Annotated in this window: 26 protein-coding genes; 11 read left to right on the top strand and 15 right to left on the bottom strand. The window is 72.4% G+C overall.

From position 1 onward, the window contains the following. Window positions 1-11: 11 nt before the first annotated feature. A complete protein-coding gene (locus G3I77_RS09445; protein ID WP_248502168.1) occupies window positions 12-953 on the bottom strand; it encodes a TIGR03619 family F420-dependent LLM class oxidoreductase in 942 nt (313 codons plus the stop codon). A 103-nt stretch (window positions 954-1,056) separates the two neighbouring features. Between G3I77_RS09445 and G3I77_RS09440 the strand changes: the two genes are divergently transcribed. Beyond that, complete coding sequence (locus G3I77_RS09440) at window positions 1,057-1,629, top strand: MarR family transcriptional regulator (RefSeq protein WP_248502167.1); 573 nt, start codon at window positions 1,057-1,059, stop codon at window positions 1,627-1,629. A gap of 14 nt (window positions 1,630-1,643) precedes the next feature. On the opposite strand, the gene G3I77_RS09435 is transcribed toward G3I77_RS09440, so the two are convergent. From G3I77_RS09435 to G3I77_RS09390, 10 genes are all read right to left on the bottom strand, one after another. Continuing rightward, window positions 1,644-2,336 carry a gamma-glutamyl-gamma-aminobutyrate hydrolase family protein gene (locus tag G3I77_RS09435; RefSeq protein WP_248502166.1) on the bottom strand — a complete coding sequence of 231 codons (693 nt, stop codon included), beginning with the start codon at window positions 2,334-2,336 and terminating at the stop codon, window positions 1,644-1,646. Then, entirely contained in the window at window positions 2,333-3,823 is a 1,491-nt protein-coding gene (locus G3I77_RS09430) for an aldehyde dehydrogenase (protein ID WP_248502165.1), read from the bottom strand. The genes G3I77_RS09435 and G3I77_RS09430 overlap by 4 nt, the downstream gene beginning before the upstream one ends. A 63-nt stretch (window positions 3,824-3,886) precedes the next feature. Then, window positions 3,887-5,347 carry an APC family permease gene (locus tag G3I77_RS09425; RefSeq protein ID WP_248502164.1) on the bottom strand — a complete coding sequence of 487 codons (1,461 nt, stop codon included), beginning with the start codon at window positions 5,345-5,347 and terminating at the stop codon, window positions 3,887-3,889. Between the two features lie 138 nt (window positions 5,348-5,485). Next, window positions 5,486-6,088: a TetR/AcrR family transcriptional regulator gene (locus G3I77_RS09420; protein ID WP_248502163.1), complete on the bottom strand. Its 603-nt coding sequence runs from the start codon at window positions 6,086-6,088 to the stop codon at window positions 5,486-5,488. A 313-nt stretch (window positions 6,089-6,401) separates the two neighbouring features. After that, window positions 6,402-7,247, bottom strand: a complete 846-nt coding sequence (locus G3I77_RS09415; protein ID WP_248502162.1) for a fumarylacetoacetate hydrolase family protein — start codon at window positions 7,245-7,247, stop codon at window positions 6,402-6,404. Then, complete coding sequence (locus tag G3I77_RS09410; protein ID WP_248502161.1) at window positions 7,240-8,160, bottom strand: 3,4-dihydroxyphenylacetate 2,3-dioxygenase; 921 nt, start codon at window positions 8,158-8,160, stop codon at window positions 7,240-7,242. The genes G3I77_RS09415 and G3I77_RS09410 overlap by 8 nt, the downstream gene beginning before the upstream one ends. Beyond that, the gene (locus tag G3I77_RS09405) at window positions 8,153-9,613 is read right to left on the bottom strand and encodes an aldehyde dehydrogenase (RefSeq protein ID WP_248502160.1); all 1,461 of its coding nucleotides are present in this window, start codon (window positions 9,611-9,613) and stop codon (window positions 8,153-8,155) included. The genes G3I77_RS09410 and G3I77_RS09405 overlap by 8 nt, the downstream gene beginning before the upstream one ends. Before the next feature lie 121 nt (window positions 9,614-9,734). Continuing rightward, a complete protein-coding gene (locus G3I77_RS09400) occupies window positions 9,735-10,544 on the bottom strand; it encodes an acetoacetate decarboxylase family protein (RefSeq protein ID WP_248502159.1) in 810 nt (269 codons plus the stop codon). Next, the gene (locus G3I77_RS09395; protein WP_248502158.1) at window positions 10,541-11,752 is read right to left on the bottom strand and encodes an NAD(P)/FAD-dependent oxidoreductase; all 1,212 of its coding nucleotides are present in this window, start codon (window positions 11,750-11,752) and stop codon (window positions 10,541-10,543) included. The genes G3I77_RS09400 and G3I77_RS09395 overlap by 4 nt, the downstream gene beginning before the upstream one ends. 1 nt (window position 11,753) lies before the next feature. After that, window positions 11,754-11,942, bottom strand: coding sequence for a ferredoxin (locus G3I77_RS09390; protein WP_031108213.1), 189 nt, complete (start codon window positions 11,940-11,942; stop codon window positions 11,754-11,756). 337 nt (window positions 11,943-12,279) lie between these two features. On the opposite strand from G3I77_RS09390, the gene G3I77_RS09385 reads away from it, so the two are divergent. Next, a complete protein-coding gene (locus tag G3I77_RS09385; protein WP_248502157.1) occupies window positions 12,280-13,629 on the top strand; it encodes a glutamine synthetase family protein in 1,350 nt (449 codons plus the stop codon). A gap of 17 nt (window positions 13,630-13,646) precedes the next feature. After that, on the top strand, window positions 13,647-14,933 hold the full coding sequence (locus tag G3I77_RS09380) for a cytochrome P450 (RefSeq protein ID WP_374385373.1): 1,287 nt from the start codon (window positions 13,647-13,649) through the stop codon (window positions 14,931-14,933). Here the strand turns inward: G3I77_RS09380 and G3I77_RS09375 are convergent. Then, on the bottom strand, window positions 14,920-15,273 hold the full coding sequence (locus G3I77_RS09375; RefSeq protein ID WP_248502155.1) for an alpha/beta fold hydrolase: 354 nt from the start codon (window positions 15,271-15,273) through the stop codon (window positions 14,920-14,922). The genes G3I77_RS09380 and G3I77_RS09375 overlap by 14 nt on opposite strands. Before the next feature lie 66 nt (window positions 15,274-15,339). Here G3I77_RS09375 and G3I77_RS09370 point away from each other — a divergent pair, with 66 nt between their 5' ends. Together G3I77_RS09370 and G3I77_RS09365 are read left to right on the top strand one after the other, a co-directional pair. Further along, entirely contained in the window at window positions 15,340-16,719 is a 1,380-nt protein-coding gene (locus tag G3I77_RS09370) for an FAD-binding oxidoreductase (RefSeq protein WP_248502154.1), read from the top strand. 32 nt (window positions 16,720-16,751) lie between these two features. Beyond that, entirely contained in the window at window positions 16,752-17,567 is an 816-nt protein-coding gene (locus tag G3I77_RS09365; RefSeq protein WP_248502153.1) for an alpha/beta fold hydrolase, read from the top strand. 85 nt (window positions 17,568-17,652) lie between these two features. Here G3I77_RS09365 and G3I77_RS09360 read toward each other — a convergent pair whose 3' ends face one another. Continuing rightward, complete coding sequence (locus G3I77_RS09360; protein ID WP_248502152.1) at window positions 17,653-18,264, bottom strand: sigma-70 family RNA polymerase sigma factor; 612 nt, start codon at window positions 18,262-18,264, stop codon at window positions 17,653-17,655. Window positions 18,265-18,481: 217 nt separating this feature from the next. Beyond that, on the bottom strand, window positions 18,482-19,138 hold the full coding sequence (locus G3I77_RS09355) for a hypothetical protein (protein WP_248502151.1): 657 nt from the start codon (window positions 19,136-19,138) through the stop codon (window positions 18,482-18,484). 144 nt (window positions 19,139-19,282) lie between these two features. On the opposite strand from G3I77_RS09355, the gene G3I77_RS09350 reads away from it, so the two are divergent. Next, the gene (locus tag G3I77_RS09350) at window positions 19,283-20,422 is read left to right on the top strand and encodes a winged helix DNA-binding domain-containing protein (protein WP_248502150.1); all 1,140 of its coding nucleotides are present in this window, start codon (window positions 19,283-19,285) and stop codon (window positions 20,420-20,422) included. Between the two features lie 89 nt (window positions 20,423-20,511). Here G3I77_RS09350 and G3I77_RS09345 read toward each other — a convergent pair whose 3' ends face one another. Beyond that, window positions 20,512-20,988 carry a DUF4396 domain-containing protein gene (locus G3I77_RS09345; RefSeq protein ID WP_248502149.1) on the bottom strand — a complete coding sequence of 159 codons (477 nt, stop codon included), beginning with the start codon at window positions 20,986-20,988 and terminating at the stop codon, window positions 20,512-20,514. 126 nt (window positions 20,989-21,114) lie between these two features. On the opposite strand from G3I77_RS09345, the gene G3I77_RS09340 reads away from it, so the two are divergent. The 5 genes from G3I77_RS09340 (at window position 21,115) to G3I77_RS09320 (ending at window position 25,490) form a co-directional block, all read left to right on the top strand. Further along, window positions 21,115-21,981 (top strand): SDR family NAD(P)-dependent oxidoreductase, encoded by an 867-nt coding sequence (locus G3I77_RS09340; RefSeq protein WP_248502148.1) that lies wholly within the window; start codon window positions 21,115-21,117, stop codon window positions 21,979-21,981. Between the two features lie 107 nt (window positions 21,982-22,088). Further along, window positions 22,089-22,886, top strand: a complete 798-nt coding sequence (locus G3I77_RS09335; RefSeq protein ID WP_248502147.1) for a VOC family protein — start codon at window positions 22,089-22,091, stop codon at window positions 22,884-22,886. A gap of 118 nt (window positions 22,887-23,004) precedes the next feature. Beyond that, window positions 23,005-23,397: a nuclear transport factor 2 family protein gene (locus G3I77_RS09330; protein ID WP_248502146.1), complete on the top strand. Its 393-nt coding sequence runs from the start codon at window positions 23,005-23,007 to the stop codon at window positions 23,395-23,397. Between the two features lie 30 nt (window positions 23,398-23,427). Further along, complete coding sequence (locus G3I77_RS09325; protein ID WP_248502145.1) at window positions 23,428-23,964, top strand: GNAT family N-acetyltransferase; 537 nt, start codon at window positions 23,428-23,430, stop codon at window positions 23,962-23,964. A 23-nt stretch (window positions 23,965-23,987) separates the two neighbouring features. Continuing rightward, window positions 23,988-25,490 carry an ABC transporter substrate-binding protein gene (locus G3I77_RS09320; protein WP_248502144.1) on the top strand — a complete coding sequence of 501 codons (1,503 nt, stop codon included), beginning with the start codon at window positions 23,988-23,990 and terminating at the stop codon, window positions 25,488-25,490. Window positions 25,491-25,506: the final 16 nt, after the last annotated feature.

The raw sequence follows: 25,506 nt of genomic DNA, 5'->3' as shown, positions 1-25,506 counted from the left end.
GGCCGGGACGGTCAGGACGTCAGGGCGTCGACACGCCGCATGACCTCACGGCAGAACTCCCCCACCCCGTCGGGGTCGTCGATGAACTGGTTCGGCTTGACGCAGAACGTCGTGAAGCCCTGCTCCAGTTGCTCCGGAAGCACGGAGAGCGCCGCGCCGAGGTCCGCCGGTGAGCGGTCGTCGGGAAAGACGGCCCGGGTGCCGCCGATCATCTCCAGGTCCGCGCTGTCCCGCCCCGCCTCGGCCATCGCCTCCTTGAGCGCCTGGAGGTCATCGGGCGTGGGCCGGCCCAGCGGGTGGAAGCCGTGGCCGTACCGGACGAGGCGGCGCAGGACGGGGCCGTGCAGGCGCTGGCCGCCGAACCAGAGCCGGGGGCCGTCGGGGCGGTGGGCCCTGGGCTCGAAGTAGACGTCCCGGAAGGGGTAGTGCGGCCCGTCATGGGAGATCGGGGACGGGCCCCAGGCCTTCGCCCACACCTCCAGGTGCTCGTCGAGCAGCCGCCCGCGCCGGGCGAACGGCACGCCGAGGGCGTCGTACTCGTCCTTGCTCCAGCTGACCGTGGGCTGCACGACGAGACGCCCCTGGCTGATCAGGTCGAGGGTGCCGAGTTCGCGGGCGAGCAGCAGGGGGTGACGCAGCGGGGCGAGGACGGCCGCGGCGGCCAGGCGCAGCCGGGAGGTGACGGAGGCGATGGCGGCGAGCAGCAGCAGCGAGTTCGGCCAGGGCGTGTACGGGTCCTGGTTGCCCGGGAGGGCGTAGTCGCGGGGGTTGCCCATGATGCCGGCGGCCGCCGCGTCGGGGCCGAGGACGATGTGCTCACTGACCATGACGGCGTCGAAGCCGGCGTCCTCGGCCTCGCGGGCCCAGCGGACGGCGGCGGGCAGATCGGCCCGGCCGCCGGTGAGGGTCCAGTTCTCGCTGAGGACGAGGAGCATGCGGGGAGGACGGGGCATGACGGGTATTCCTTTCAGCTTCGTACAATTTGAGTCCGAACGACTGGACGCAGGGTTGAGCCGCCCGTGCGTGACGCGTCGCGACCAGACGAAGGAGCCACCCGTGCCGGGGCACCGATCCATCACCGAAGCCGAGAAGCTCGCCGCGGCGAAGCTCGGCGGCATTCCGATCCGCCGGGAGCAGATGGCGGCGGTGGCGAACATCTACCGGGCCGCGTCCGCGGTGCGGCAGCACCTGGAGAACTCGGTGCTGCGCGGCTCCGACCTGACCTGGACGGCCTTCGTGGTGCTGTGGGTGGTCTGGGTGTGGGGCGAGTCGGAGACCCGGCACGTGGCGGAGGAGGCGGGCATCTCCAAGGGCACGCTGACGGGTGTGGTGCGCACGCTGGAGTCCAGGGGCCTGCTGCGGCGGGACGGTCATCCGAGCGACGGGCGCCTGGTGCTGCTGAGCCTCACCGACGAGGGCGAGGAGTTCATGGCGCGGGTGTTCCCGGCGTTCAACGAGGAGGAGGCCTTCGTCACCGGCGGGCTCAGCGACGCAGAGTGTCGCAGCCTCGCCGAAGGGCTGCGCAGTGTGGTGCTCCAGGTGGAGGAGCACGGTGAGGAGCGGCGGCAGTCCCTGCTGGGCGGTGCCGAGCCCGCCCCGCGGCGCAGCGGGCGGCGGCCCCGGTCCTGAGCCTGGCCGCGGCCTCACCGGGTCGCGGCCCGCACGAGTGCGTCGAACAGGCCCTGCTGGGCGGGGTCCTCGTGGGCGGTGTCCTCCGGGTGCCACTGGACGGCCGTGAACCAGCCGTCGCCGCCGGGGAGTTCGAGGGCCTCGATCGTGCCGTCGGCCGCCCGGGCCGTGACGAGGAGGTCCGGGGCCGGGCGGTCGACGCGCTGGTGGTGGTAGCAGGACGCGTCGGCCTTCTCGGCGCCGGTGGCCCGGGCGAGAAGCGAGCCGGGGTCGAGGGTGACGGGGTGCACGAGGTGCCGGTGTTCCCGTTCCGGGCCGCCCATGTCCTGCTCCAGGGTGCCGCCGAGGGCGACGTTGACGACCTGGAGGCCGCGGCAGACGGCGAGCAGGGGCAGGCCCGTCGCCAGGGCGTGCCGGGCGACGTCGAGGTCGAAGGTGTCCTGGAGGGTGTCGACGTCGTAGACGGCCTCGTGCGTGTCGGTGGCGCCGTAGCGGGAGGGAGCGAGGTCGCCGCCGCCGGGGAGCAGGACGCCGTCGAAGCGGGCGAGCCGGGCGGCCGTGCCGGTGTCCGCCGGGTGGATGCTGACCGGTTCGCCGCCGGCCCGCCAGACGGCCTCGATGAGGGCGCGGGCGTTGACCTCGGCGGCGTACCGGAGGGCGGAGGTCCGCTCGGCGAAGCGGGCGGGGATCGCGATCAGGGGCCTCACAGCTGGATCCAGGTGGTCTTGAGTTCGGTGTACTTCTCCAGCGCGTGGACGGACTTGTCGCGGCCGTTGCCCGACTGCTTCATACCGCCGAAGGGCACGGTCAGGTCGCCCTCCTCGTAGCAGTTGACCCAGACCGTTCCGGCCTTCAGCCGACGGGAGACCCGGTGTGCGGTGGACAGGTCGGAGGTCCACAGGCCGGCGGCGAGGCCGTACTCGGTGGCGTTGGCCAGCCGGACCGCCTCGTCGAGGTCGTCGAAGGCGAGCACCGACAGGACGGGGCCGAAGATCTCCTCCCGCGCCAGTCGCGATCCCGGGTCCACGCGGTCGAAGACGGTCGGCTCCAGGTACGTCCCGCCCGTCTCGGCGAGGACGCGGTCGCCGCCTGCACGCAACCGGGCGCCCTCGTCGACGCCGTTGCGGATGTGGTCGCGTACGCGGTCCAGGTGCCCGCTGCCGACGAGTGCGCCCATCTCCGTCTCCGGGTCGAGCGGGTCGCCCACCCTCAGTTCACGGGCCCGCCGGACCACGGCCTCGGTGACCCGCTCGGCGATCGAGGAGTGCACGAGGAGCCGGGAGGGGGCCGTGCACATCTCGCCCTGGTTGAAGAAGATGCCCCAGGCGGCGGTGGCGGCGGCCCGGTCGAGGTCGGGGGCGTCCGGCAGGACGATGTTGGGCGACTTGCCGCCGAGCTCCAGCCAGACGCGCTTGAGGTTGGAGTCGGCGGCGTAGCGCAGGAAGTGGCGGCCGACGGCGGTGGAGCCGGTGAACGCCAGGACGTCGACGTCCGGGTGGAGGCCGAGGGCACGGCCCGCTGCCGGGCCGTCGCCGGTGACCACGTTGAACACGCCGGGCGGGATGCCGGCCTCGGTGGCGAGGCGCCCGAGGAGCAGGGCGGAGAGCGGGGAGTTCTCCGAGGGCTTGAGGACGACCGTGCAGCCGGCCGCCAGGGCCGGGGCGACCTTCCAGCAGGCCAGGGTCAGCGGGAAGTTCCAGGGGACCACCGCCCCGACCACCCCGGAGGGCTCCCTGGTGACCAGGGCGAGGGCGTCCGGGGCGGTGTGGGGGGCGGTGTCGGTCAGCTTGTCCGCGAGCTGGCCGTACCAGCGGAAGGTGCCGATGACGGCGCGCAGTTCGATGCCGTACGCGTCCGAGATCGGTTTGCCCATCTCCAGGCTGACCGTGAGGGCGAGTTCCTCGCGTCGCTCTTCGAGCAGGTCGGCGAGGCGGAGCAGGGCCCGGCCGCGCTCGGCGGGTGCCAGGCGCGGCCACGGGCCGGTGTCGAAGGCCCGCCGGGCGGCGGCGACGGCCGCGCCCACCTCGGCGGCGCCGCCGTCCGCGACGTCGGCGAGGACCCGGCCGTCTCGCGGGGACACGACCGGGAACGTCGCCCCTCCCCCGGCCTCCTCGGCGCCGTCGACGTGATGGGCGCCGGAGAGCTGGAACGCCTTGGCGCGACGCAGCCACTCGTCGTGGGGGACGGCGGACATGACGGACCTCCTTTGATCTCAAACGATATGACTGTGGCCGTGCGCGGCCGTTGCCGCGTAGCGTCAGCCGTCGGCGGCCGCGGCGGTCCTCCCGCGCACCCGTGCGGCGGCCAGGCCCAGCGCCATGACGACCGGGACGGACAGCGTGAGCCACAGGGCGGTGGTGCGTTCGCCGCCGATGAGGGTGGCGAAGTTGGCCAGGATGAGCCAGATCGCCCCCGCGATGCCGAGCGCGCCCAGGGCGGGTGCGATCAGCGTGTTCCAGAGGCGGGCGTCGAGACGGGCCCTGCGGAAGAAGACGAGAACGGACACCGAGGTCAGCAGGTACAGCAGCATCATCGCCAGGACGGCCACGCCGCTGAACCAGGAGAACAGCGTCAGCACCGGGTCCTTGCCGGCCAGCGCGAAGGGCACCACCAGGAGGACGGCCAGGACCGTCTGGACGCACCCGGCGGTCCAGGGTGCGTGGCGGCGGTTGAGCCGGCACAGCCGGAGCGGCAGCAGCCGGTCGCGGCCGAGGGAGAACAGGTAGCGGTTGGCCGAGTTGTGGAAGGTGAGGATGCCGGCGAAGAGGGAGGTGGCGAGCAGGATCGGCAGCACGTCGTTCACCCAGCCGCCGAAGTCCGCCGCTATGGGGGCGAAGACGAACCCGGCCCCGTCGCCGCCCTCCAGGGCCTTGCCCGCTGCCGCGGTGGCCCGGGAGGCGCCGTAGGAGGAGACGAGCATCCAGGAGACCAGGGCGAAGAAGCCGGTGACCACGGCGACCGCGAGGTACGTGGCGCGCGGCACGGTCTTCTTGGGCTCACGGGCCTCCTCGCCGTAGATGGCGGTGGCCTCGAAGCCGAACATGGAGGCCACGGCGAACATCACGGCCACGCCCGGGGCTCCGTCCAGGGCGGCGGACGGGGAGAAGCTGTCCGCGAGGCCGAGCCCTTCGGGTCCGCCGCCCTTGAAGAGGGTGACCAGGGCGAAGACCGACAGGATGCTGAACTCCGCGAGGACGAACACGGCGAGGACCTTGGCGCCCATCTCGACGCCGGCCGCTCCGAGCGCCTGGACGACGGCCATGGTGACCAGCGTCCAGACCCACCACGGCAGGTCGAGGCCGGTGTGGCTCGCGACCAGGCCGCTCACGATGGCCCCGTAGAGGCCGTACATGGCGGCCTGGATGGTGCAGTAGGCGAAGAGCGCGAGGCCGGCGCTGCCGGTGCCGGTGGTGCGGCCGAGGCCCTTGCCGATGTACGTGTAGAAGGCGCCCGCGTCCACCACATGGCGGCCCATGGCGACGAAGCCCACCGAGAACAGCAGGATCACCAGGCCCGCCACGAGGTAGGCGGCGGGCACGCCGGGGCCGTTGCCGAGGGCCACGGCGATGGGGGCCGCGCCGGCGATGCCGGTCAGCGGGGCCTGGGCGGACAGGACGAAGAAGAGGATGCCCAGGACGCCGAGGGCGTTGGGCTTGAGCGTGCCTGCGGTGGGCGCGTCCGGTTTCGCCGCGTGTCGGGCGACCGTCTGACTGTCCACTCGGATCACCTGCCAGAGGGGAGGAAGGATCGTTTCAGGCCAAACGAGTTGCCTCATCGTGGGGCGAAACTATCCGTTTGGCAAGGGGTGGGGGACGGGGAAATTCGCGCGCCGCGGGAAGGGGAAGGCCGGAGAGGGTCAGGCCTCGTCGTCGCGCCGCTCGGCGAGCAGCCGCAGCACCGAGCGCAGCTCGTCCAGTGCCTCGTCGATGACCTCGCGCTCACCGAAGACCAGCTGGTGCAGGACGAGCCCCTCCAGCGTGGCGAACACCATCCGGGACAGGCCCTCGCCGACCGGGCCGGGCAGCATCTGGGTGAGTTCGCGCCGCGTCGCGTCGAAGTACTCGTCGTACAGCGCCCGCAGGTGGGCCAGGAGCTCGGGGCGGCGCCGGGACTCCAGCAGCAGTTCGTACTGGAACGCCTGGAGGTCGGGCCCCGACTCGACCATGTCCGTCAGACCGACCGAGAAGTCGGCGGCCCTGCCCGTGCCCGGTTCGAGGGCGCTGCTGCTCAGGGAGGAGCGGATGGCGTGCGCCACGGCCTCCTCGATCAGGGCGTCGCGAGAGCCGAAGTGGTGCACGACCAGGCCATGGGTGACGCCGGCCTCCTCCGCGACGGCCCGGTAGGTGAGCCTGCGCAGCCCGCCCCGGGCCACGACCCGCACGGCGGCCTCCAGCAGGGCCTCACGGCCCGTGCCGTAGTTCACGCGCTTACGGGGTCGACGCCCGACCGGCTCGGTCATGCCCGCGACCCTACCCGGGCGGTCCCGCGCGGCGACGGGGTGGCCGGACGCCGTGCCGGCGGCGGAACGGGCAGAACCCGCGTCAGCACCACTGCGGCCCGCCCCCGCGCCGGCGACGCGGCCACCGGCCCCCGGATCGGCGGCGCGGCGGCCGGACGACGGTCCGGCGGCGGCCGGACGACGGTCCGGCGGCGTCCCCGCCGGATGCCGCGTCGGCGACGGGACGGCCAGAGCCCGCGTCGGCGCCACCGTGCCCGATCCCCGCGACAGCGGCGCAGCGGCCGGTCCCCGGGTCAGCACGGCGACCTCCGCGTCAGCGGCGCGGTGGGCGGATGCCACGGAATTCCCAGTCGCCGCCGAGCGCGGTCGAGAGGACCTCCTCCGACTCGGTGGGCTGGGCGCCCACGTCGGTGCGGATGGCGGTCGGGCCGGTGACGATGTGGTTGGTGAGGCGGCCGAGGCCCTCGACCTCGACCTCGACGACGTCACCGGGCTGGACGGGCCGGGAGTTGGCGGGGGTGCCGGACAGCAGGACGTCCCCGGGGCAGAGGGTGATGGTGCGGGCGATGTCGGCGACGAGGTAGTGCATGTCCCAGGTCATCTCGTCGGTCGAGCCGTCCTGCACCACCTCTCCGTTGACGTACGTCCGCAGCCGCTTGCCGTGGAAGTCCCAGTCGGTGACCAGGCCGGGGCCGAGCGGGCAGAGGGTGTCGGAGCCCTTCACCCGGAGCATCGACCCGGCGTCGGTGTCCCGGAAGTCGTGCAGGCCGTAGTCGTTGGCGACGGTGTACCCGGCGATGTACTCCCCCGCCTCGGCCGGCGCGATGTTCCGCGCCGTCTTCCCGATGACGATGGCGACCTCACCCTCGTAGTTGAGCCACGTGCAGCCCTCGGGCCGCACGATCGCGCCCTTGTGGGCGTTGAGAGCGGACGTCGGCTTGTGGAAGTAGGTCGGCGTGCCGGGAAGCCCGATCCCGAACTCGTCCACCCGGCTGCGGTGGTTGAGGTGAACGGCGATGACCTTGGACGGCACGACCGGCGGCAGGTGCAGCGCGTCCTCGGTCTTGACGCGGCGGCCGTCCCCGGCGACGAGTTCGTCACCGTCGACGGTGACCTGGACGGCGGCGCCGTCCAGGAGGATGCGGCGGTACTCAGGCATGGGCGGACTCCTGCGCGGGTGTGTGGTCTGCGGGCCAGCCGCCCGTGGGGCGGTCGAACCAGAGGTGGGCCTGGCCGGTGCCGATGGAGTTCTCGTACTCGCCGTACTGACGGGCCCGGGCGGCACAGCGCTGCTCGCCGAGCGCGCCGGCCATCATCAGGTAGTGGAAGAACTTCGCCTCGGGCTTGTACGTCCAGAACTCGTCCATCGTGTCGAGGACCTTGTCGTGGCGGCCCTCCTTGAACCAGGCGATGCGTTCGTAGTCGGCCGCACGGGCCTCGGGGGTACGGATGTGCACCGGGTCGCCTGCCTCGTGGTCGCGCAGTTCGCGCAGCGGCCAGAAGGTGTGGGACAGGGCGCCGGAGGCGATCAGGAGGACCCGGCGGCCGGGGGTCGCGGCGATCCCGTCGGCGAGGGCACGTCCGAGCCGCAGATGGTCCTCCATGTCGCCGGTCTGGCAGACGCCGATGGTGACCCACCGCTTGTCGGGCAGTCCCTCGCCGAGGAACTTCCAGAGGTTGACGGTGGCGTAGTAGATCGGCAGGTACTCGTCGTCGATCGGGGTGATCCAGGTGCCGTGTTTGCCGGCGAACGCGGCCACGTTGTGGGCGAGTTCGGGATCGCCGGGGAAGTCGTAGGGCATCCTGCACATGCCGCGGGGCAGTTCCTCGGAGGTGAAGAGCCCGGCCCTGCGCGCTTGCGCGGTCACGACGAACTCGACGGTGGTCGCCCAGTGCGAGTCCAGGACGACGACGGTGTCGTAGTCGTCCCGCTCGAATACGTCCCTGCGCAGCTGTCGCAGCCCGGTGACGAGGGTGATCTCCTTGCCCTCGTTGAGCTCCAGCCGGTCGGCCTCGGGCAGCACGATGGTGGGCACGTGGGCGAGCAGGCCCGCGCCGACGATCTCACCCATGGTCCTTCCATCCCTTCGGGGCGGTGACGGTGTTCTTCAGGTCGCAGTAGAAGTCGAAGCTCCAGGTCCCGCCCTCGCGTCCGACCCCGGACCGCCGGGAGCCGCCGAAGGGTGCCTGGAGGTCGCGTACGAAGAAGCAGTTGACCCAGACGGTGCCGGCGACGAGCCGCGCGGTGACCCGCTCCGCCCGGTCCCGGTCGCCGGTCGCGACGGTGGCGGCCAGCCCGAAGCGGGTGTCGTCGGCGAGCCGGACGGCCTCGTCCTCGTCGGCGAAGGTCTGGAGGGTCAGGACCGGCCCGAAGACCTCCTCCTGCACGATCTCCGAGTCCTGGGCGACGTCGGTGAGCAGGGTCGGCGCGTAGTACTGCCCGTCCTTGCGATGCCCGCCGATGACCGCCCGTGCCCCGGCCGCGACGGCCCGCCGCACGAAGCCGTCGATCTTCTCCAGCTGGCGGGGGTGGATGTTGGGCCCGATGTCGGTGCCCTCGTCACGCGGGTCGCCCTGCCGCAGGGCCGTGGCCTTCTCGACGAACCGGCGGGTGAACTCACCGGCGACCGACTCCTCGACGAGCAGCCGGGTCGCCGCCAGGCAGACCTGCCCGGCATTGTCGTACTGCTCCACGGCGAGGTCGACGGCCAGGTCGAGGTCGGCGTCGGCGAAGACCAACAGCGGTGACTTGCCGCCGAGTTCGAGACTCAAGGGTGTGAGATTCGCGGCGGCGGAGCCGGCGATGCGCTGTGCCGTCGGGACCGACCCGGTGAAGCTGATGCGGCGCACGTCGGGGTGGGAGGTGAGCGCGTCGCCGATCTCGGAGCCGTAGCCCTGGACGACGTTGAGGACACCGGCGGGCAGTCCGGCTTCCGCGGCGATGTCGGCCAGCAGGGAGGCGGTCAGCGGCGACCACTCGGCGGGCTTGAGGACGACGGTGTCGCCTGCGGCGAGGGCGGGGGCGACCTTCCAGGTGGCGAGCATGAGGGGCGCGTTCCACGGCGTGATCAGCACGCAGGGCCCGGCCGGGTCCCAGCTGACGTGGTTGGTGTGACCGCGCGTCTCGAAGTCCTCGTGGTCGAGCCGGAGCAACCAGTCGGCGAAGAAGCGGAAGTTGTGGGCGACGCGGGGCATGACGCCCCGCCGGTGGGAGCGGAGCAGGGCGCCGTTGTCCGTGGTCTCGACGATCGCCAGCTCGTCGATCCGCTTCTCGACGCCGTCGGCGATGGCGTGCAGGATGCGGGCGCGCTCGGCGCGTGGCGTGGCGGCCCAGGCGGGGAACGCGTCACGGGCGGCGGCGACGGCGGCCTCGGCCTCGGCGGGCCCACCGCGGGCGATCTCGCCGAGTGCGCCGCCGTCGATGGGAGAGTGATCGGTGAAGGTCCCGGCGGAAGCGACGCGCTCGCCGCCGATCCAGTGCCGGGTGTCGACGGAAACACCGGCGACGGTGATGTTGTCAGGCATGGGAAGAGTTCCATTCCATGAGGGGCTACTGCATGTCCTCAGGGGCGCAGGGCTGTCATCATGTGCGGCTCCGCCGCGTGGGCGCGGACAACCACGACGCACCCGCACTCGACCACCGGTACTACTCGGCAACCGCTCCGGAGGTACCGGCCTCCAGCAGCCGCCCCCCGTCCCAGACGACCCCGACCTGCCGGTAGTACGCGGCGATCGGCTCCCGGATCTCCAGCCGGGCCAGTTCCTCGGTCGGCGCCTCGAACAGCTCCAACTCCGCGTCCCCGGCCCACGGTTGCCCGCCCTCGAAGGACGCGGCCCCCGACTCGATCAGCTCGTCGAGCGCCAGGCCCTTGCCCTCGACCGACGGCAGCCACCGGTGATGCGCCATGGGATGCGCGTTGACGAACCCGCCGCTCTCGGACGGCTCCCGCAGCGTCACCACCGCCTGCGCGAGACGCCGGTCCGCGGCCGCCAGCGTCGCCCCGAACCGGGCTCCCGCCTCGATCCGCGGAGCGGGCCCGCAGGGATGCGGCCGCGTCTGGTGGATGGAGCCGAGCTTCTTCGGATACCCCTGATGCAGCCCCCGAGCGATGGCGAAGTCCTTGTCCACCCAGATGTAGACGCACCGCGAGTACGTCTGCCCCCGGTACTGGCACCGCACCACCGCGAACGCCTCCTTGTACTGGGCCCGTACGGGGTCCAGCAGCTCCTCCCCCGACGTCGAGCACGACTGCCAGTCGGCCCAGATCAGGGCGACGGCACCGGGGTCCTCATCCGCCGGCTCCAGCGGTTCAGGGAGCAGTTCACGCACGCGTGAGGGGTCCGTCCGGTACTCGACGGTGAGCAGGTCGCCGGAGTAGCGCCAGGGCGGAGAGGGGATCAGCGACGAGGCGCCCGTCGCCGTCTTGGGATGGAAGTAACCACGAAGACCGGTCACGAGAGGGCTCCTTGCGGGGTGAGAGAGGGCTGCTTCAGCAGATCGGCGCGGTACCGGGCGGCGGCCCGGGCGGCGGAGGGCCCGCCGAGCGCCACGACTCCGACCAGCCGTCCATCGCGGTGGTAACCGACCACCACATCCCCCGAGGGGTCACCGTCGAGGACCCGGACGTCGCCGAGCCCCAGGACGGGCGCACCGAAGGACTGCAGCCGGAAGTCGTGCTGGTCGCTCCAGAAGGTGGGCAGGGGCGCGAAGGGCGGCAGTCCGGCGTCGCCGCCGACGAGCACCTTCGCCGCGTGCTTGGCCGAGTCGGTCGGCACGGACCAGTGCTCGACCCGCCGCGGCACACCGTCGTAGCGGGCGTTCGGGAAGCGGGCGACATCGCCCACCGCGACGACGTCGGGCCGGCCGCCGACGCGCAGCTGCCCGTCGGTGAGCACGCCGTCGCTCAGGTCGAGTCCGTTGCCGTCGAGCCACTCGGTGTTGGCGACCGATCCGACGGATTCCACCACCACATCGGCGGGCAGCACGGACCCGTCGCTCAGCACGACGCCGGTGACCCGGTCGTCGCCCTCGAACCCGGCCACACCCGCACCGAGCACGAAGCGGACCCCGCGCTCCTCGTGGCGCGTGCGCAGCTCCCGCGCGAGCAGGTCCCCGAGCGGCCCGGCCATCGGCAGGGGCAGTGGATCTACCACGGTCACCTCGGCGGCGCCGAGCCCGATCGCCGTCGCGGCCACCTCGCAGCCGATGAACCCGGCGCCGACCACGACGACCCGCACGCCGGGCCGGGTCAGCTCGTCCCGCAGCACCTGGGCGTCGTCGATGGTCCGCACCGTGTGGCGGCCGGCGACCGGCCCGGGGCAGCGCAGCCGCCGGGCCCGCATCCCGGTGGCGGCGACCAGGCCGTCGTAGGGGAGCACCGAGCCGTCATCGAGCTCGACGGTGCGCCCGGCGAACCGTGCCGAGACGATCCTCGTGCCCAGCCGCCACTCCACATCCGTCGCGGACGCCTTCGGCGTGAAGGCCAGCGACGCGAAGGCCGCCCTGCCCGCGAGGACCTCCTTGGACAGCGGGGGCCGGTTGTACGGCGGGTGCGGCTCGTCGCCGATCACCGTGATGCCGCCGGTCCAGCCCGCGGCGCGCAGCTGCTCGGCGGCGCGCAGTCCGCCGAGGGAGGCGCCGGCGACGACGATGCGCCCGCTCATGTCAGTCCTCGATCCGGATGGCCTGCAGCGGGCAGACGTCCGCGGCCTCCTCGACCTCGTCGCGCAGGGCGTCGTCGGGGTCGGGGACGTAGGCGAGGCGGCCGTCGTCGTCCATCCGGAAGACGTCGGGGGCCGAGAAGACGCACTGACCGTGGTCCTGGCACTTGTTCATGTCGACGACGACCTTCATGGCCGGTCCTCCTGAATGTGAGGGGCGTCGAAACGGAAGGAAAAGGGGCCCGGCCGGAAGGGGCCGGGCCCCGGCCAACGGGGTGCGTGGAAAGCACCCCGAACTCGTTTGGCTTCAAACAAGGTAGGCAGGGGCAGGGGGCTGGTCAAGAGCTATCCGGATGGATAAATTCTTTCCCCGGCCCTCTTGCGGGGCCCCACACCCAGCTCTACCGTTTGGCATCAAACAAGTTCCGGGCTGCCCTGGCTCCGCCGCGCCCGGCCGCTCGCTCTCACGCCACCCGCCTCCCCGGCCCCGTGTCCCGGAGGTGTCCCGACGTCCGCCCGAGGAGACAACGGTGAGCGCTCACGATTCCGAAGAAGTCCGCCGCCACATGGACCGGCTCGCCGCCGACGGCATCGACGTGGTCCGGGTGACCTATCCCGACCTGATCGGCACCGACCGCGCGCGTGACGTGCTACTCGAGGAACTGCCCCGGGCCTGTGCGCACGGCCTGGCGTTCTGCCGGGCCGTCTACCACACCACCCCCCAGGGGGACGTCGTCCCGGTCAGCGGCGGGCTGGACGCGGGACTGCCGGACATCTGCGTCCGCCCCGACCTCGACACGCTGGTGCCGCTGCCCTGGGAGCCGGGGGTGGCCGCCTGTCTGGGCGAGGTCGTCGACCCGGCGACCGGCGCGCCCGCCCCCGAGTCACCCCGCGATCTGCTGCGGTCCGTCCTCGCCCGGTGCGCCGGGCACGGGCTGCGGCCGGTCGTCGGGCCCGAGCTCGAGTACTTCCTGTGCGAGCCGGACCCGTCGGGCGGCTGGCGCCGCTACGCACCCGACCCCGGGGTCGTCTACACCGCCGGGCTGCGCGCCGACCCGGACAACCACCTGTTGCGCACCCTGCGCCAGGTGCGCGATCTGCGGGTCGGGGCGATCAGCGGCAACCACGAGTTCGACGGCGGCCAGATCGAGATCAACCTGGCCCACTCGGACGCCGTGTCGGCCGCCGACCGCTCCTTCCGCTTCAAGGCCGCGATCAAGGAACTGGCCCGCAAGGAAGGCCGGCTGGCCACCTTCATGGCCAAGCCCTTCAACGACGCGGGCGGCTCCGGCTTCCACCTGCACCTGTCCTGCGAGGACGAGGAGGGCCGCAACACCTTCGACGACCCGTCGGGCCCGTACGGCCTGTCCGCCGGCGCCCGGCACGCCGTCGCCGGCGTCCTCGCCCACGCGCCCGCCCTGGCGGCGCTGCTCAACCCCACGATCAACTCGTACAAACGCTTCGGCCCGGACACCCTCGCGCCCTGGCTGATCGACTGGGGACTGGACAACCGCAGCGCCATGGTGCGCATCCCGCCCGAGCGCGGCACCGGCGCCCGGCTCGAACTGCGGCTGGGCGACGCGAGCGCCAACCCCTATCTGGCGATCGCCGCGATGACCGCCGCCGCGCTGCTGGGCGTGCTGGCCGGCGAGGAACCGCCCGCCCCGCTGGAGGGCTACGGCTACGACACCGCCCGCTCCGCCGTCCTGCCGCAGACCCTGTCCGCCGCGCTGGACGCGCTGGAGGCGGACACCGCCCTGACCGACCTGCTCGGCAAGGGATTCACCACGTCCTTCCTCTCCTACAAGCGCGACGAGGTCGAACGCTTCCACCGGCACGTCACCGACTGGGAGTTCACCGAGTACGCCTACCACCTGTGACGCCGAGGAGCATGCCCATGACGACCGAGACCCTGACCGACGCCGTGCGCGAGCCGCTGCCCCTGGCCGAGGTGAACCTCGCCGACCTGGACCGCTTCACCGACGGCGTGACGCCGTGGCGGATGTTCCACACCCTGCGTCACGAGGACCCGGTGCACTGGCAGCCCGAGGAGGCGCCCAACTCCGGTTTCTGGTCGCTGACCCGGCACCGGGACATCGTGCGGGTCGACCGCGACGCGGAGACGTTCACGTCGACGAAGTTCGTCAACCTGGAAGAGGTCGACGACGACCAGATCAAGAAGCGCGCCTCGATCCTCGAACTGGACGGGGTGCGGCACCGGGCGCTGCGCAGCCTGATCCAGCGGCAGTTCGGCGCGAACGTGATCAGCGGCTACACCGACTTCCTGCGCGGGCTGACCGCGAGGACCCTCGACGCCGCCCTGGCCAAGGGCCGCTTCGACTTCGTCGAGGACGTCTCGGCGGACTTCCCCATCAACGTGCTCGCCCGGCTGCTGGACGTCCCCCCGGAGGACAACCAGCGGCTCATCGACTGGGGCAACCGCATCATCGGCCACACCGACCCCGACTACGCGGACGTCCTGCTGCACAGCGAGGAGAGCGAGCGGTACCGCGATCTGCCCTTCCGCTCCCCCGCCTCGCTGGAGGTCTTCGAGTACGGCCGTGAGCTGGCCCGGCAGCGCCGGGGCGGCGACGGCACGGACCTGGTCTCCCGCCTGGTCAACACCACGCCCCGCGACGGAGTCCCGCTCTCCCCGCAGGACTTCGACAACTACTTCCTCCTCCTGGTCGTCGCCGGCAACGAGACCACCCGGCACACCATCTCCCACTCGATGCTGGCCCTCATCCAGCACCCCGAGCAGCTGGCCCGCCTCCAGGAGGACCCCTCGCTGATCCCGGTCGCGGTCGAGGAGTTCCTGCGCTGGGCCTCCCCCGTCTACCACTTCCGCCGCACCGCCACCCGCGATGTCGAGCTGGGCGGCAAGCGGGTGAAGGAGGGCGACAAGGTGGTGATGTGGTTCGCCTCCGGCAACCGCGACGAGGAGGTCTTCGGCAACCCCTACGACTTCGACGTCACACGCCGCGACAACGACCACGTCACCTTCGGCAAGGGCAGCCCCCACCTGTGCCTGGGCAACCTGCTCGCCCGCACCGAGATCCGCATCATGTTCGAGGAACTGATCCCGCGCCTGGCGGACATCCGCCTGGTCGGCGAGGTACCGCGGGTGCGCTCCAACTTCGTCAACGGCATCAAGAAGCTGCCGGTGGAGGTCACCACGGCCTGACGTGATCCGACCCGTCACGCGGCAGCCGGACCGTCCGTCCGACGTGTTCCTCTCCCTCCCGGTGCCGTACGGCGAGCAGGCTGACGGCCGGCCCGCCCAGGAAGTGGCCCACGGCCGCCACCGGCCCGTCGAACAGCGCGTCCGGGCCGTCCGCCGTCTCCGCCGGGGTGTTGCCCTCGTCCGGCACCGCCGAGCGGCCGTGTCCGCGCAGGTCGGGCACGATCACCCGGAAGCGAGCGGCCAGGGCCCCGGCATGGGGGGGGACCACTCCCGGGGCGCCGGCGGCGCCGAGCCTCGTGGGGAAGAGGCGGATGCGGGCCGAGCCCAGTCCTGCGGACATGCATCGCGGCGCGGTCGGCGGGAGGCTGGTGGTGTCAGCACGGTCACGCGCCCCGAGGAGATCGTCATGGACACCGCCACCCTGGAAGAGATGCGGTCCACGCTGCGGGGGCCGGTGATCGGCCCCCAGGACGCCGGTTACGACCAGGCCCGCAAGATCTACAACGCGATGATCGACAAACGGCCCGCCGCCCTCGTGCCCTGCACCGACGCCGCCGACGTGATGGCCGCGGTCGGCTACGTCCGCGACCACGGCCTGGAACTCGCGGTGCGGGGCGGCGGGCACAGCGGCCCCGGCCTGTGCCTGGTGGACGACGGCGTGACGGTCGACCTCTCGCCGATGCGCTGGGTGCGGGTCGACCCGGAGACGCGGACCGCCGAGGTCGGCGGCGGCAGCCGCCTCGGCGACCTCGACCACGCCACCCAGGCCTTCGGTCTCGCCACCCCGACCGGCATCATCTCCATGACCGGCGTCAGCGGCCTGACCCTCGGCGGCGGCCACGGCTACCTCACCCGCAAGTACGGGCTGACCGTGGACAACCTCATCGCCGCGGACGTGGTGCTGGCCGACGGCAGTTTCGTCACCGCGAGCGAGACCGAGCACCCGGACCTGTTCTGGGCACTGCGGGGCGGCGGCGGCAACTTCGGCATCGCGACGTCCCTCACCTTCCGGCTGCACCCGGTGGGCACGGTCGGGGCCGGGGTGACGGTCTGGCCGGTCGAGAGCACGCGCGAAGTGCTGGCGTGGTACCGCGAGTTCCTCCCGCAGGCGCCCGACGACGTCTACGGCTTCTTCGCCGTCCTCGTCGTCCCGCCCGGCCCGCCCTTCCCGGAGGAGCTCCACGGCAAGAAGGTGTGCGGCATCGTGTGGTGCTGCACTGACCCGGACGGGGTCGGCGAGACTCTCGCGGTGGTGAACGACGCGGGCCGGCCGGCCTTCCACTTCACGACGCCGATGCCGTACGACGCGTTGCAGAGCATGTTCGACGAGCTGATCCCGACCGGCTACCAGTGGTACTGGCGGGGCGACTTCTTCGACCACATCCCCGACGCCGCCCTGGACGTGCACCTCAAGTACGGCCGGAGCAACCCCACGCAGCTCTCGCTGATGCACCTCTACCCGATCGACGGGGCCGCCCACCGGGTCGGCCCGGACGACACCGCGTTCAGCTACCGGGACGCGCTCTGGTCCGGTGTCTTCGCCGGCGTCGATCCCGACCCGGCCAACGCCGAGACGATCAGGCGGTGGTGCGTGGACTACCAGGAGGAGCTGCACCCGTACTCGATGGGCGGCTCGTACGTGAACTTCATGGGCTCGGGCGAGGGCCAGGAGCGGGTCCGGGCGACGTACCGCGGCCACTACGACAGGCTCGCCCGGGTCAAGCGGACCTACGACCCGGACAACCTCTTCCACGCCAACCAGAACATCGAGCCGGCACGAGGATGACAGACACCGTCCGCGGCCCGGGGAGGCACACCATGGGACAGACGGTCAACGCCGACGGCGTGGAACTCTGGGCGGAACGGCGGGGTGAGGGACCCGACGTTCTGCTCATCGCGGGACTCGGTGATCCCGCCGAGGCATGGCAGTCGCAGCTCGACGGGTTCGCGGACCGCTATCGGATCACCGCGTTCGACAACCGCGGCGCCGGCCGCAGCCCGCTGCCCGAAGGCCCGCTCTCCGTAGCGCGGATGGCGGACGACGCCGCGGCGCTGCTGCGCGAGCTCCAGGTCCCGGCGGCTCACATCACGGGCTTCTCGGGGGGCAGTTTCATCGCCCAGGAACTGGCCCTCCGCCATCCCGGCCGGGTCCGCAGCCTGGTCCTCATGAGCACGATGGCCCGCTCGGATCCCTACTTCCGCGCCATGACGCGCTTCTGGCACTGGATGGTCGAACGCGCCCCGGACGAACGGGCCATGCTCGAGGCGTTCTTCCTGTGGATCTACACGCCACGGGCTCACGCCGACGGCATGGTCGACCGCCTCATCGACGAGACCCTGGCCTTCGAGCACCCGCAGTCCGCCGAGGCCTTCCGGCGCCAGCTCGCGGCGTTCGCCGGCCACGACACCCTCGACCGCCTCGGCGGCATCACCGCCCCGACCCTCGTGCTCGCCGGCGAACTCGACCTCGCCACACCACCGCGCCTCGGCCGTGAGGTCGCGGAAGGCATCCCGGGGGCCGTGTTCGAGGTGCTGCCCGGGGAGGCGCATCAGCCCTTCCAGGAGGTTCCGGAGGTGTTCAACGCGCGGGTCGCAGCCTTCTGGAGGGAGGCGGAGGCGCGGGCCGGCGAGTGAGTGACACGCTCCCTCGACGTCCTGCGCGAGCGTCGCCGTACGGTGCCCGCCGGACAGGGGCGGCGGGCACCGTCGGCCCGAGGGGTCAGGCCGCGACGAGGGCGGGGTCCGGTTCCTCCGCCGCGGCGAGCAGGGCGAGGAGCGTCGCCCGGGCGCGGGCCACGCGGGAACGGACCGTGCCGATGGGGCAGTTGCTCAGCGCGGCGGCCTCCGCGTAGGGCAGGCCGAGCAGTTGCGTGAGGACGAACGCCTCACGGCGTTCGTGCGGCAGTCCGGCCAGCAGCTCCCGCAGCGCCACACCGTCGTCGAAGCCGGGCAGGCCGCGCGGCTGGGCGAGTTCGGCCACCGGCTCCCAGTCCGGCAGGTCGGCCGGGCGGGGGCGTACGGCGGTGTACCGGATGCTGTCGGCCACCGCGCGCCGGGCGATCGCCAGCAGCCAGGTCCGCGCCGAGGAACGGCCCTCGAACCGGTGCAGGCTGCCGAGCGCCCGCAGGAACGTGTCCTGCGCCAGATCGTCCACCGCCTGCGGGTCGGCACACAGATGGGCGACGTACCGGATGACGTCACGGTGCAGGGCGCGCACGAAGTGGTCGACGGCCGCGGAGTCGCCGCCGCGGGCGGCCAGCGCCCAGGCGGTTATCGACTCGTCGGCCGACGCCGAACTCTCGGGCGAAAGGGGCAGGGCAGGAGTGATCACCTGATGTCCTTCTCGGGACTCCGGGACCACGAGGACGCGGGCAGGCAGGCCCTGAGGTCAGACGTGCGCGCGTGCTGCGCGGTCCGTTGAGCGGGGGGGGCGCGGGCGTGCCCGTACGGCGCATCGGGCGGCGTGACCGCCCGCGGGTGCGCGCACATAGGGCCGTACGACCGCGACCGGGGCACGCAGGGGCTGCCCCGGGTTGCACCGGCTGCCGTCAGGCGGCAGCGGCCCCCGCGGGTGGTCCCCGGGTGGTGATCGCGTGGACGAGAAGGAGGCGCCGCGGGTTGCGGTGCGACGACCGTCGCCGTTCGCGCACGGGCGGGGGCGGCGGTGCCGGCAGGGCGAACAGGAGCCGCAGTGGTGCGGCGAGCCGGCTGCCCACGGCGCGCAGGAGCCGGAAGACGGCCCGTTCCCCGTGGCCCAGCCAGAGGCCGCACAGCAGCGCGGCCAGGAGGTGGGCGGTGAGCATGCCGAGGGACGAGTCGCCGACGGGCACGTGGCCCGTGTGCGGGGACATGGACTCCATGGCGCCCGAGCTCATGTCGTGACTCATGGATCCCATGCCGTGATGCATCGGCGGCATGGGATCCATGGAGTCGGCCCGGGATGCGGCCGGCGCGGCCGGCCCGAGCGAGAACGCCGAGTGCAGCGCCGTCTGGACGGCCACGGCCACGGCGACGACCGGGTGGAGCCCGCGTTCGCGGCCCGCCAGGCACCAGCCCGCCACTCCCGTCACGGCCCATCCGGCCAGCAGCGTCGACCAGGGCACATGGTCGCCGGACATCATGACGTGCCCCAGGGCGGCGAGCACGACACAGACGGCCGCGAACACCGCGGCCCGTATCGTGCGAGCACACCACCCGACTGTCATGGCGCCTCATCCTCGCATCCGGCCCCGCTCCTCCACCCATGGGTACGGGCATCTCCCCCGCCGGACACTCAATCCGGGCCATGTGATCCAGGCCACTTCCGTGGAGTCCGGCGCCTCCGGTGGGGCCACGGCAGAATCCCCGGCGTGGACATCACCGCGCAGGAGCTCAATCGGGCCACCCTCGGGCGCCAGTTGCTGCTGGGGCGGGAGGTGATGGAGGCCGGGGAGGCGGTGCGGCGCGTGGTGGCGCTGCAGGCGCAGCATGCCGCTTCGCCGTACGTGGCGCTGTGGAACCGGCTCGCCGGGTTCGCGCCGGCCGAGCTGGACGCCGCCTTCGCGGGGCGTGCGGTGGTCAAGGCGACCCTGATGCGGATCACGTTGCACGCGGTCCACGCGGACGACTACCAGGTGTTCCGCGAGGCGATGCAGCAGACGCTGTACGCCTCACGGCTCGGGTACCGCTTCGCCGCGGCGGGACTCCTGCCGACCGACGGCGAGGCGCTCGTCCCCGAGTTGCTGGGCTTCGCGGACCGGCCGCGGACGGCCGCCGAGCTGCAGGACTGGCTGGAGGAACGGGTCGGCGCGGAGAAGAAGGCCGGGGCGTGGTGGGGGCTCAAGGCGTACGCGCCGCTGCTCCATGTCCCGACGGGCGGGCCGTGGTCGTTCGGCGCCCGGTCGTCGTTCGTCGCCGCGCGGACCGGTCCCGTGCCCGAAGGGCGGGAGACGGTGCCGGAGTCGCTGCGCCGGCTCGTCCTGCGCTATCTGGCCGGCTTCGGGCCCGCGTCGGTGGCGGATGTCGCGCAGTTCGCCATGGTGCCGCGGGCACCGGTACGCCGGGCGCTGCTCGCCCTCGACGACACGGTGGAGCAGCTCCGGGGACCCGACGGGACCCTTCTGTACGACGTGCCGGGCGCCTCGCGCCCACCGGCGGACACGCCCGCACCGCCCCGGCTCATGGCCATGTGGGACAGCGTTCTGCTGGCCCACGCCGACCGCAGCCGCGTGATTCCCCCGGCGTATCGCCGTCTGGTGATCCGCGTGAACGGCGACGTGCTGCCCACGCTGCTGGTCGACGGCCGGGTCGCCGGCGTGTGGCGCGCGGTCGACGGCGGTGTCGAGGCCACGGCGTTCCACGACCTGCCGGCCGCCGTGTGGGACGGACTCGCCGCGGAGGCCGCGTCGTTGACGGCGCTGCTGGCCGGCCGCGACACCGAGGTCTACCGCCGCTACCACCACTGGTGGCCGAAACTCCCCGCCGGCCAGGTGCGCCTGCTCACGGGCTGACCCCGTGCGGCACGGCAGCGACACCGGCGAGTTCGGCGGGAGGCGGGCCGGACACCGCCTCGTCACCGACCGCGAGGGGTGACATCGCGTCAGTGGTGGGCGTGGACCACGGCGTGCCCCTTGCCGCGGCCGATCATCCACTTGTTGACCGGGGTCGTGATCAGGAAGGCGACCGCGAATCCGCCCAGGAGCGCGGACCAGAAGAGGCCGTCGGACAGATGGGCGTCCATCGCACCCGGGGTGAGCGCGATGATCGCGTTGTCCACGAGTTCCATCACCGTGATCGACACCGTGTCCGCGGCGAGGGCGATCCGGATCGCGGCCTTGAGGCTGAGACCGGCCCGCAGGACCGCGAACAGGGTGAACGAGTAGCCGAAGAGGAACGCGAGCCCGATCGCCAGCACCATGGTGGGCACATTGGCCCACCCCAGCGACGTGCCGATCACCATGCCGAGGATCTCGCCGATCGCACACCCGGTCAGACAGTGCAGCGTCGCCTTCACGGCGGTCCCCCAGGAGGCGGCCCCGTGCGGGTGCTTCTCAGGTTCATGAGCGGTGTGGTCCATGAGGCCGACTATATACCCCCTAGGGGTATGCGCGCGAGAGGTCGGCCGGCGGCTCGCCGGGCCATCCCGCACGGCAGCCGGCACAGCTCGGCGACCGACCGGATGATCGACTTAAGGTGGGTCGCCATGACGACACAGCCGACCCCACCGCAGCCGACCCCACCGACAGAACCCACCCCGCCGACCCGGCCGACGGGGGTGACTCCGCCGTCCCAGGCGGCACAGGCCTATCTCTCCGAGTTGTTCTCGCTGGAGGGCCGGGTCGCGGTGGTCACCGGCGGCAGTTCCGGGATCGGCCGCGCCATCACCGACGCCCTCGCGCGCGCCGGGGCGAGCGTGGTGGTCGTGGCCCGCGGCGAGGCCGGGCTGGCCGCGACGGTCGAGGAGCTGACGGCCCTGGGCTGCCGCGCCGCCCGGGTCAGCGCGGATCTGAGCACCCGCGAGGGCGTGCGGACGGCCGCCGAGCGGGCGGTCGAGGCGTTCGGGGAGCCCGACATTCTCGTCAACAGCGCCGGGATCAACCTGCGTCCGCCGATGGACGAACTCGGCGAGGACGTCTGGGACGCCACCATGGCCGTCAACCTGGAGGCGCCGTTCCTGCTGGGGCAGCGCTTCGGTCCGGGCATGGCGGAGCGCGGGTACGGGCGGATCATCCACATCAGCTCACAGCAGGCGCATCGCGCGTTCGTCCAGAGCGGCGCCTACGGGGCCTCCAAGGGCGGGCTGGAGGCACTGGCACGCTCCCAGGCCGAGGCGTGGTCGCCGCGCGGCGTCACCTGCAACCTCCTCGTGCCGGGCTTCGTCATGACGCCGCTCAACGCGCGGCTGTCGTCGGACCCGGACAAGGTGGCCGCCCTCGCCGCCCGCACGATGATCGGGCGGAACGGTCTCGCCGAGGACTTCGCGGGCGCGGCGGTCTTCCTGGCAAGCGCGGCGTCCGCCTACGTCACCGGGCAGTCGGTCTTCGTCGACGGCGGACTGTCCGTCCACTGACGCGGTCCCCGGCATCCGGAGTCCCCCGAACGGAGAGCCGCCGAGGGCGATGGGCGGCGCTCGGTGTCACGCTGGGCACACAGGACCCGCCGAAGGGAAGCATCGCCATGATCACGACGGACTACGTCCCCGGTTCCCCGTGCTGGCTCGACCTGGGTGCTCCGGACGTCCGGGCCGCCGCCGACTTCTACGGCGCCGTCCTCGGGTGGGACTTCGAGTCCATGGGCGAGAGCGAGGACTTCGAGGGCGGGATGTTCAAGAAGGACGGCAAGATCGTCGCCGGGCTGGGCAAGCTCACCGAGGAGGGCGCGCGCCCGGCCTGGATGCTCTACTACAGCGTCACCGACGCGGACGCCACGACACAGGCCGTCCAGCAGGCGGGCGGCACCGTGCGGGTCGCGCCGATGGACCTCGACGACTGGGGCCGGATGGCGCAGTACAGCGACCCGCTGGGCGGCCAGTTCGCCGTCTGGCAGCCGGGGACGAACAAGGGCGTGGAGCTGGTGGACCGGCCGGGCTCGCTGTCGTGGACCGAGCTGTACACGACCGACGCCGCGGGCGCGCGGGAGTTCTACGGCTCCCTCTTCGGCTGGCAGTTCAGCGACATGCCGCTGCCGGGCGGCGCGGGCGCGTACACCCTGATCACCCCCTCAGGGCTCTCCGAGGACCGGATGCACGGCGGCCTCATGCAGCTCCGCAAGGAGGACCTGACGCTGACGGGCGGGCGGCCGTACTGGCACCCGGTCTTCGCCGTCGACGACTGCGACGCCGCGGTGGCCAAGGTCACCGAGGGCGGCGGCAGCGTGCAGATGGGCCCGGAGGACATGGAGGGCGTCGGCCGGCTCGCCGTCTGCCTCGACCCGGCGAACGCGGACTTCGTGCTGCTCACCCCGTCCGAGAGCTGAGCCGGGCCGTTCCGGCCGGGGGGCCGGGTCCCGGGTTCCGGGTTCCGGGTTCCGGACCCGGTCTTCCCCGTCGGCTGCCCTCCCCGCGTCTCCGCCTTGACACGACTACCGTCGCCGCATGAGCGAAAAGCCCGATTCGGCAGATGAACGTCAACTCACCCGACTGGCGAAGGGCTGGGCCGAGGCGATCGTCTCCAACGATCCCGCGCGGATCGCGGGCTTCATGGCGGACGAGTGGGTCATCGTCTCCGATTCGGGGATCGCCCCGAAGGAGAAGTTCCTCTCCCTCGTCGAGTCCGGCGCGCTCACCCACTCGGCGATGGACTTCGGGACCGACCCCCGGGTCCGCGTCTACGGCGACACCGCGCTGGTGACCGGCCGGGTGACGAACACCGCCCACTACCAGGGGGAGCGCCACGACGCCGACGAGTGGACGACGGACGTGTTCGTGCGGCGGCAGGGCGGCTGGCTGTGCGTGCTGAGCCACATCACACCGGCGGCCCCCGACTGACCCCGAGCGCCTCTTGCATATGATGTGCAAATGCGTGAGTACAGCATCAGGGAAGCCACGGCGGCCGACGTCGACGGAGCCCGGGCGGTGATGCTCGACGCCGTGTACCGCGACTTCGGCACGGGTTACGTGCCGCGATGGCACGCCGACATCATCGATCCGGTGCCGTTCTACGTCACGCCGCCCCGGCACACCCTCCTGGTCGCCGTGGACGAGCAGGAGGGGACGGTGGCGGCCACGGCGGCGCTGGACGCGCGCGGACCCGCACACCCGCCGAACCCGCGCCGGCTGGCCGAGCGGTTCCCCTCGGGCGAGACGGCGCAACTGCGGCGGGTGTACGTGCGCCCCGAGCACCGGCGGTGCGGACTGGCCCGGCAACTGGTGGACGGCCTACTGGAGTTCGCCCGGGCCGACGGCGGATACCGGTCCGTGTATCTGCACACGTACCCGCACTCCCCCGGCGCGATGGGCCTGTGGCGGACGCTGGGCAAGGCGGTGTGCGACGAGCGGGAGGAGGAGCCCGGCGGGGGCAGCGGCGTCGTGCACTTCGAGATACCGCTCACTTAACGAAAATGGTATTCATATACACTATGAGAACCCCCCGCCGCCGGTTCACCGCCGGCCTGCTCGCGCTGCCCTTGCTCTCCGGCTGTTTCGCGTCGTCCGGTGACGACTCCGCGGCCTCCTCCGGCTCCGCCGGCGGCGCACGTCTGCGTGTCGCCCTCCCCTTCGCCCCGACCGAGAACTACTCGCCGTACGGCCAGGATGCGATGCTCCTGTCCCGGCTCGGCGTCATCGAGGGGCTGACCAGGCTGGACGCCAACGGCACGGCGGTGCCCGCGCTGGCCGAGTCGTGGAGCAGTGAGAACGGCGGCAAGAGCTGGGTGTTCACCCTGCGGGACGCGAGGTTCCAGAACGGCGAGACCGTCACCGCCAAGGCAGTCGCCGCCGCCCTCACGGCCGCCGGGAAGGCCGATCCGGCACCGTCCGCGATCTCCGGTGTGCAGCTGACCGCCACGGCCGAGAACGACCAGCGGGTCCGGGTCAGCACGGTCGAGGCCGACCCCGTCCTGCCGCTGCGGCTGTCGAACCCGTCCCTCGCGGTGTTCGCGCCGAAGGCGTACGACACGAAGGGCACGGTGAACGTCGTCGGCACCGCCACCGGCCCCTTCGCACTCACCAGGATCGACGGTGACACCGCGGCCACGCTGAACCGTTTCGACGACTACTGGGGCGGGCGGGCCCAGGCGTCCGGAGTCACCGCCAGGTTCGTCTCCGACGGCACCGCCCGCGCCAACGCCCTGCGCACCGGCGACGTCGACATCGCCGAGTCCCTTCCCGTCGGCCAGGTCGCCTCCCTGGACAAGGACGAGGTCCACGAGGTCAACACCGCCCGCAACACCAGCCTTCACCTCAACACCGAGTCCGGCGCCTTCACCGACGCGGGGCTGCGGGCAGCCGCACGTGAGGCGATCGACAGCTCGGTCATCGCCCAGGGCGCGTACGAGGGGTACGCCGTGCCCGCGCAGGGCCTGTTCGGTCCGGCCCTGACCTGGGCGGCCGGCAAGCGCGTCGAACCGGCCGGGCGGGCGCGGGCGACCGGCCCCGACGGCGAGAGCATCACCCTCGCCACCTACAGCGACCGGCCCGAACTGCCGGAGGCCGCCCAGGTGCTCCAGCAGCAGCTGCAGAAAGCAGGGTTCGAGGTGAAGCTGGAGGTGCGTACGTACGCGCGTCTCGAAGGCGACCTGCTGGACGGCAAGTTCGACGCGGCGGTCTTCTCCCGCAACATGATGCTGGACACCGGCGACCCGGTCACCGTCCTCGCGAGCGACTACACCTGCGACGGTTCCAACAACCTGTCGTTCCTGTGCGACAAGAACGTGGACAAGCTGGTCGCCGCCGCCCAGGCCGAGTCCGACACCGCCGAGCGGCAGAACGCCGCCATGAAGGCGGAGGCGGCCGTCCTCGGCACCGACTCGGTGATCCCGCTGGTGCATCTGAAGCTCGTCGCGGGCATCGCGACGTCCGTACAGGGCGCGCTGCCCGATCCGTACGAGCGCACCCTCATAGGCACGGGGACCCGACGCTGAACCGCTCGATCACACC

The sequence above is a fragment of the Streptomyces sp. D2-8 genome (genome assembly GCF_023184515.1).
Taxonomy (GTDB): Bacteria; Actinomycetota; Actinomycetes; order Streptomycetales; family Streptomycetaceae; genus Streptomyces.
Note: the sequence above shows the minus strand (reverse complement) of the source record. Positions and strands in the feature narration are given on the sequence as shown.

Bases quoted from the DNA above. Each gene is read 5' to 3' on its own strand.
- G3I77_RS09415 (WP_248502162.1), bottom strand. From the start codon at position 7,247: ATGCCTGAGTACCGCCGCATCCTCCTGGACGGCGCCGCCGTCCAGGTC.
- G3I77_RS09420 (WP_248502163.1), bottom strand. From the start codon at position 6,088: ATGACCGAGCCGGTCGGGCGTCGACCCCGTAAGCGCGTGAACTACGGC.
- G3I77_RS09330 (WP_248502146.1), top strand. From the start codon at position 23,005: ATGAGCGAAAAGCCCGATTCGGCAGATGAACGTCAACTCACCCGACTG.
- G3I77_RS09390 (WP_031108213.1), bottom strand. From the start codon at position 11,942: ATGAAGGTCGTCGTCGACATGAACAAGTGCCAGGACCACGGTCAGTGC.
- G3I77_RS09365 (WP_248502153.1), top strand. From the start codon at position 16,752: ATGGGACAGACGGTCAACGCCGACGGCGTGGAACTCTGGGCGGAACGG.
- G3I77_RS09380 (WP_374385373.1), top strand. From the start codon at position 13,647: ATGACGACCGAGACCCTGACCGACGCCGTGCGCGAGCCGCTGCCCCTG.
- G3I77_RS09325 (WP_248502145.1), top strand. From the start codon at position 23,428: ATGCGTGAGTACAGCATCAGGGAAGCCACGGCGGCCGACGTCGACGGA.
- G3I77_RS09370 (WP_248502154.1), top strand. From the start codon at position 15,340: ATGGACACCGCCACCCTGGAAGAGATGCGGTCCACGCTGCGGGGGCCG.
- G3I77_RS09395 (WP_248502158.1), bottom strand. From the start codon at position 11,752: ATGAGCGGGCGCATCGTCGTCGCCGGCGCCTCCCTCGGCGGACTGCGC.
- G3I77_RS09410 (WP_248502161.1), bottom strand. From the start codon at position 8,160: ATGGGTGAGATCGTCGGCGCGGGCCTGCTCGCCCACGTGCCCACCATC.
- G3I77_RS09320 (WP_248502144.1), top strand. From the start codon at position 23,988: ATGAGAACCCCCCGCCGCCGGTTCACCGCCGGCCTGCTCGCGCTGCCC.
- G3I77_RS09340 (WP_248502148.1), top strand. From the start codon at position 21,115: ATGACGACACAGCCGACCCCACCGCAGCCGACCCCACCGACAGAACCC.
- G3I77_RS09335 (WP_248502147.1), top strand. From the start codon at position 22,089: ATGATCACGACGGACTACGTCCCCGGTTCCCCGTGCTGGCTCGACCTG.
- G3I77_RS09375 (WP_248502155.1), bottom strand. From the start codon at position 15,273: ATGTCCGCAGGACTGGGCTCGGCCCGCATCCGCCTCTTCCCCACGAGG.
- G3I77_RS09345 (WP_248502149.1), bottom strand. From the start codon at position 20,988: ATGGACCACACCGCTCATGAACCTGAGAAGCACCCGCACGGGGCCGCC.
- G3I77_RS09430 (WP_248502165.1), bottom strand. From the start codon at position 3,823: ATGTCCGCCGTCCCCCACGACGAGTGGCTGCGTCGCGCCAAGGCGTTC.
- G3I77_RS09355 (WP_248502151.1), bottom strand. From the start codon at position 19,138: ATGACAGTCGGGTGGTGTGCTCGCACGATACGGGCCGCGGTGTTCGCG.
- G3I77_RS09405 (WP_248502160.1), bottom strand. From the start codon at position 9,613: ATGCCTGACAACATCACCGTCGCCGGTGTTTCCGTCGACACCCGGCAC.
- G3I77_RS09445 (WP_248502168.1), bottom strand. From the start codon at position 953: ATGCCCCGTCCTCCCCGCATGCTCCTCGTCCTCAGCGAGAACTGGACC.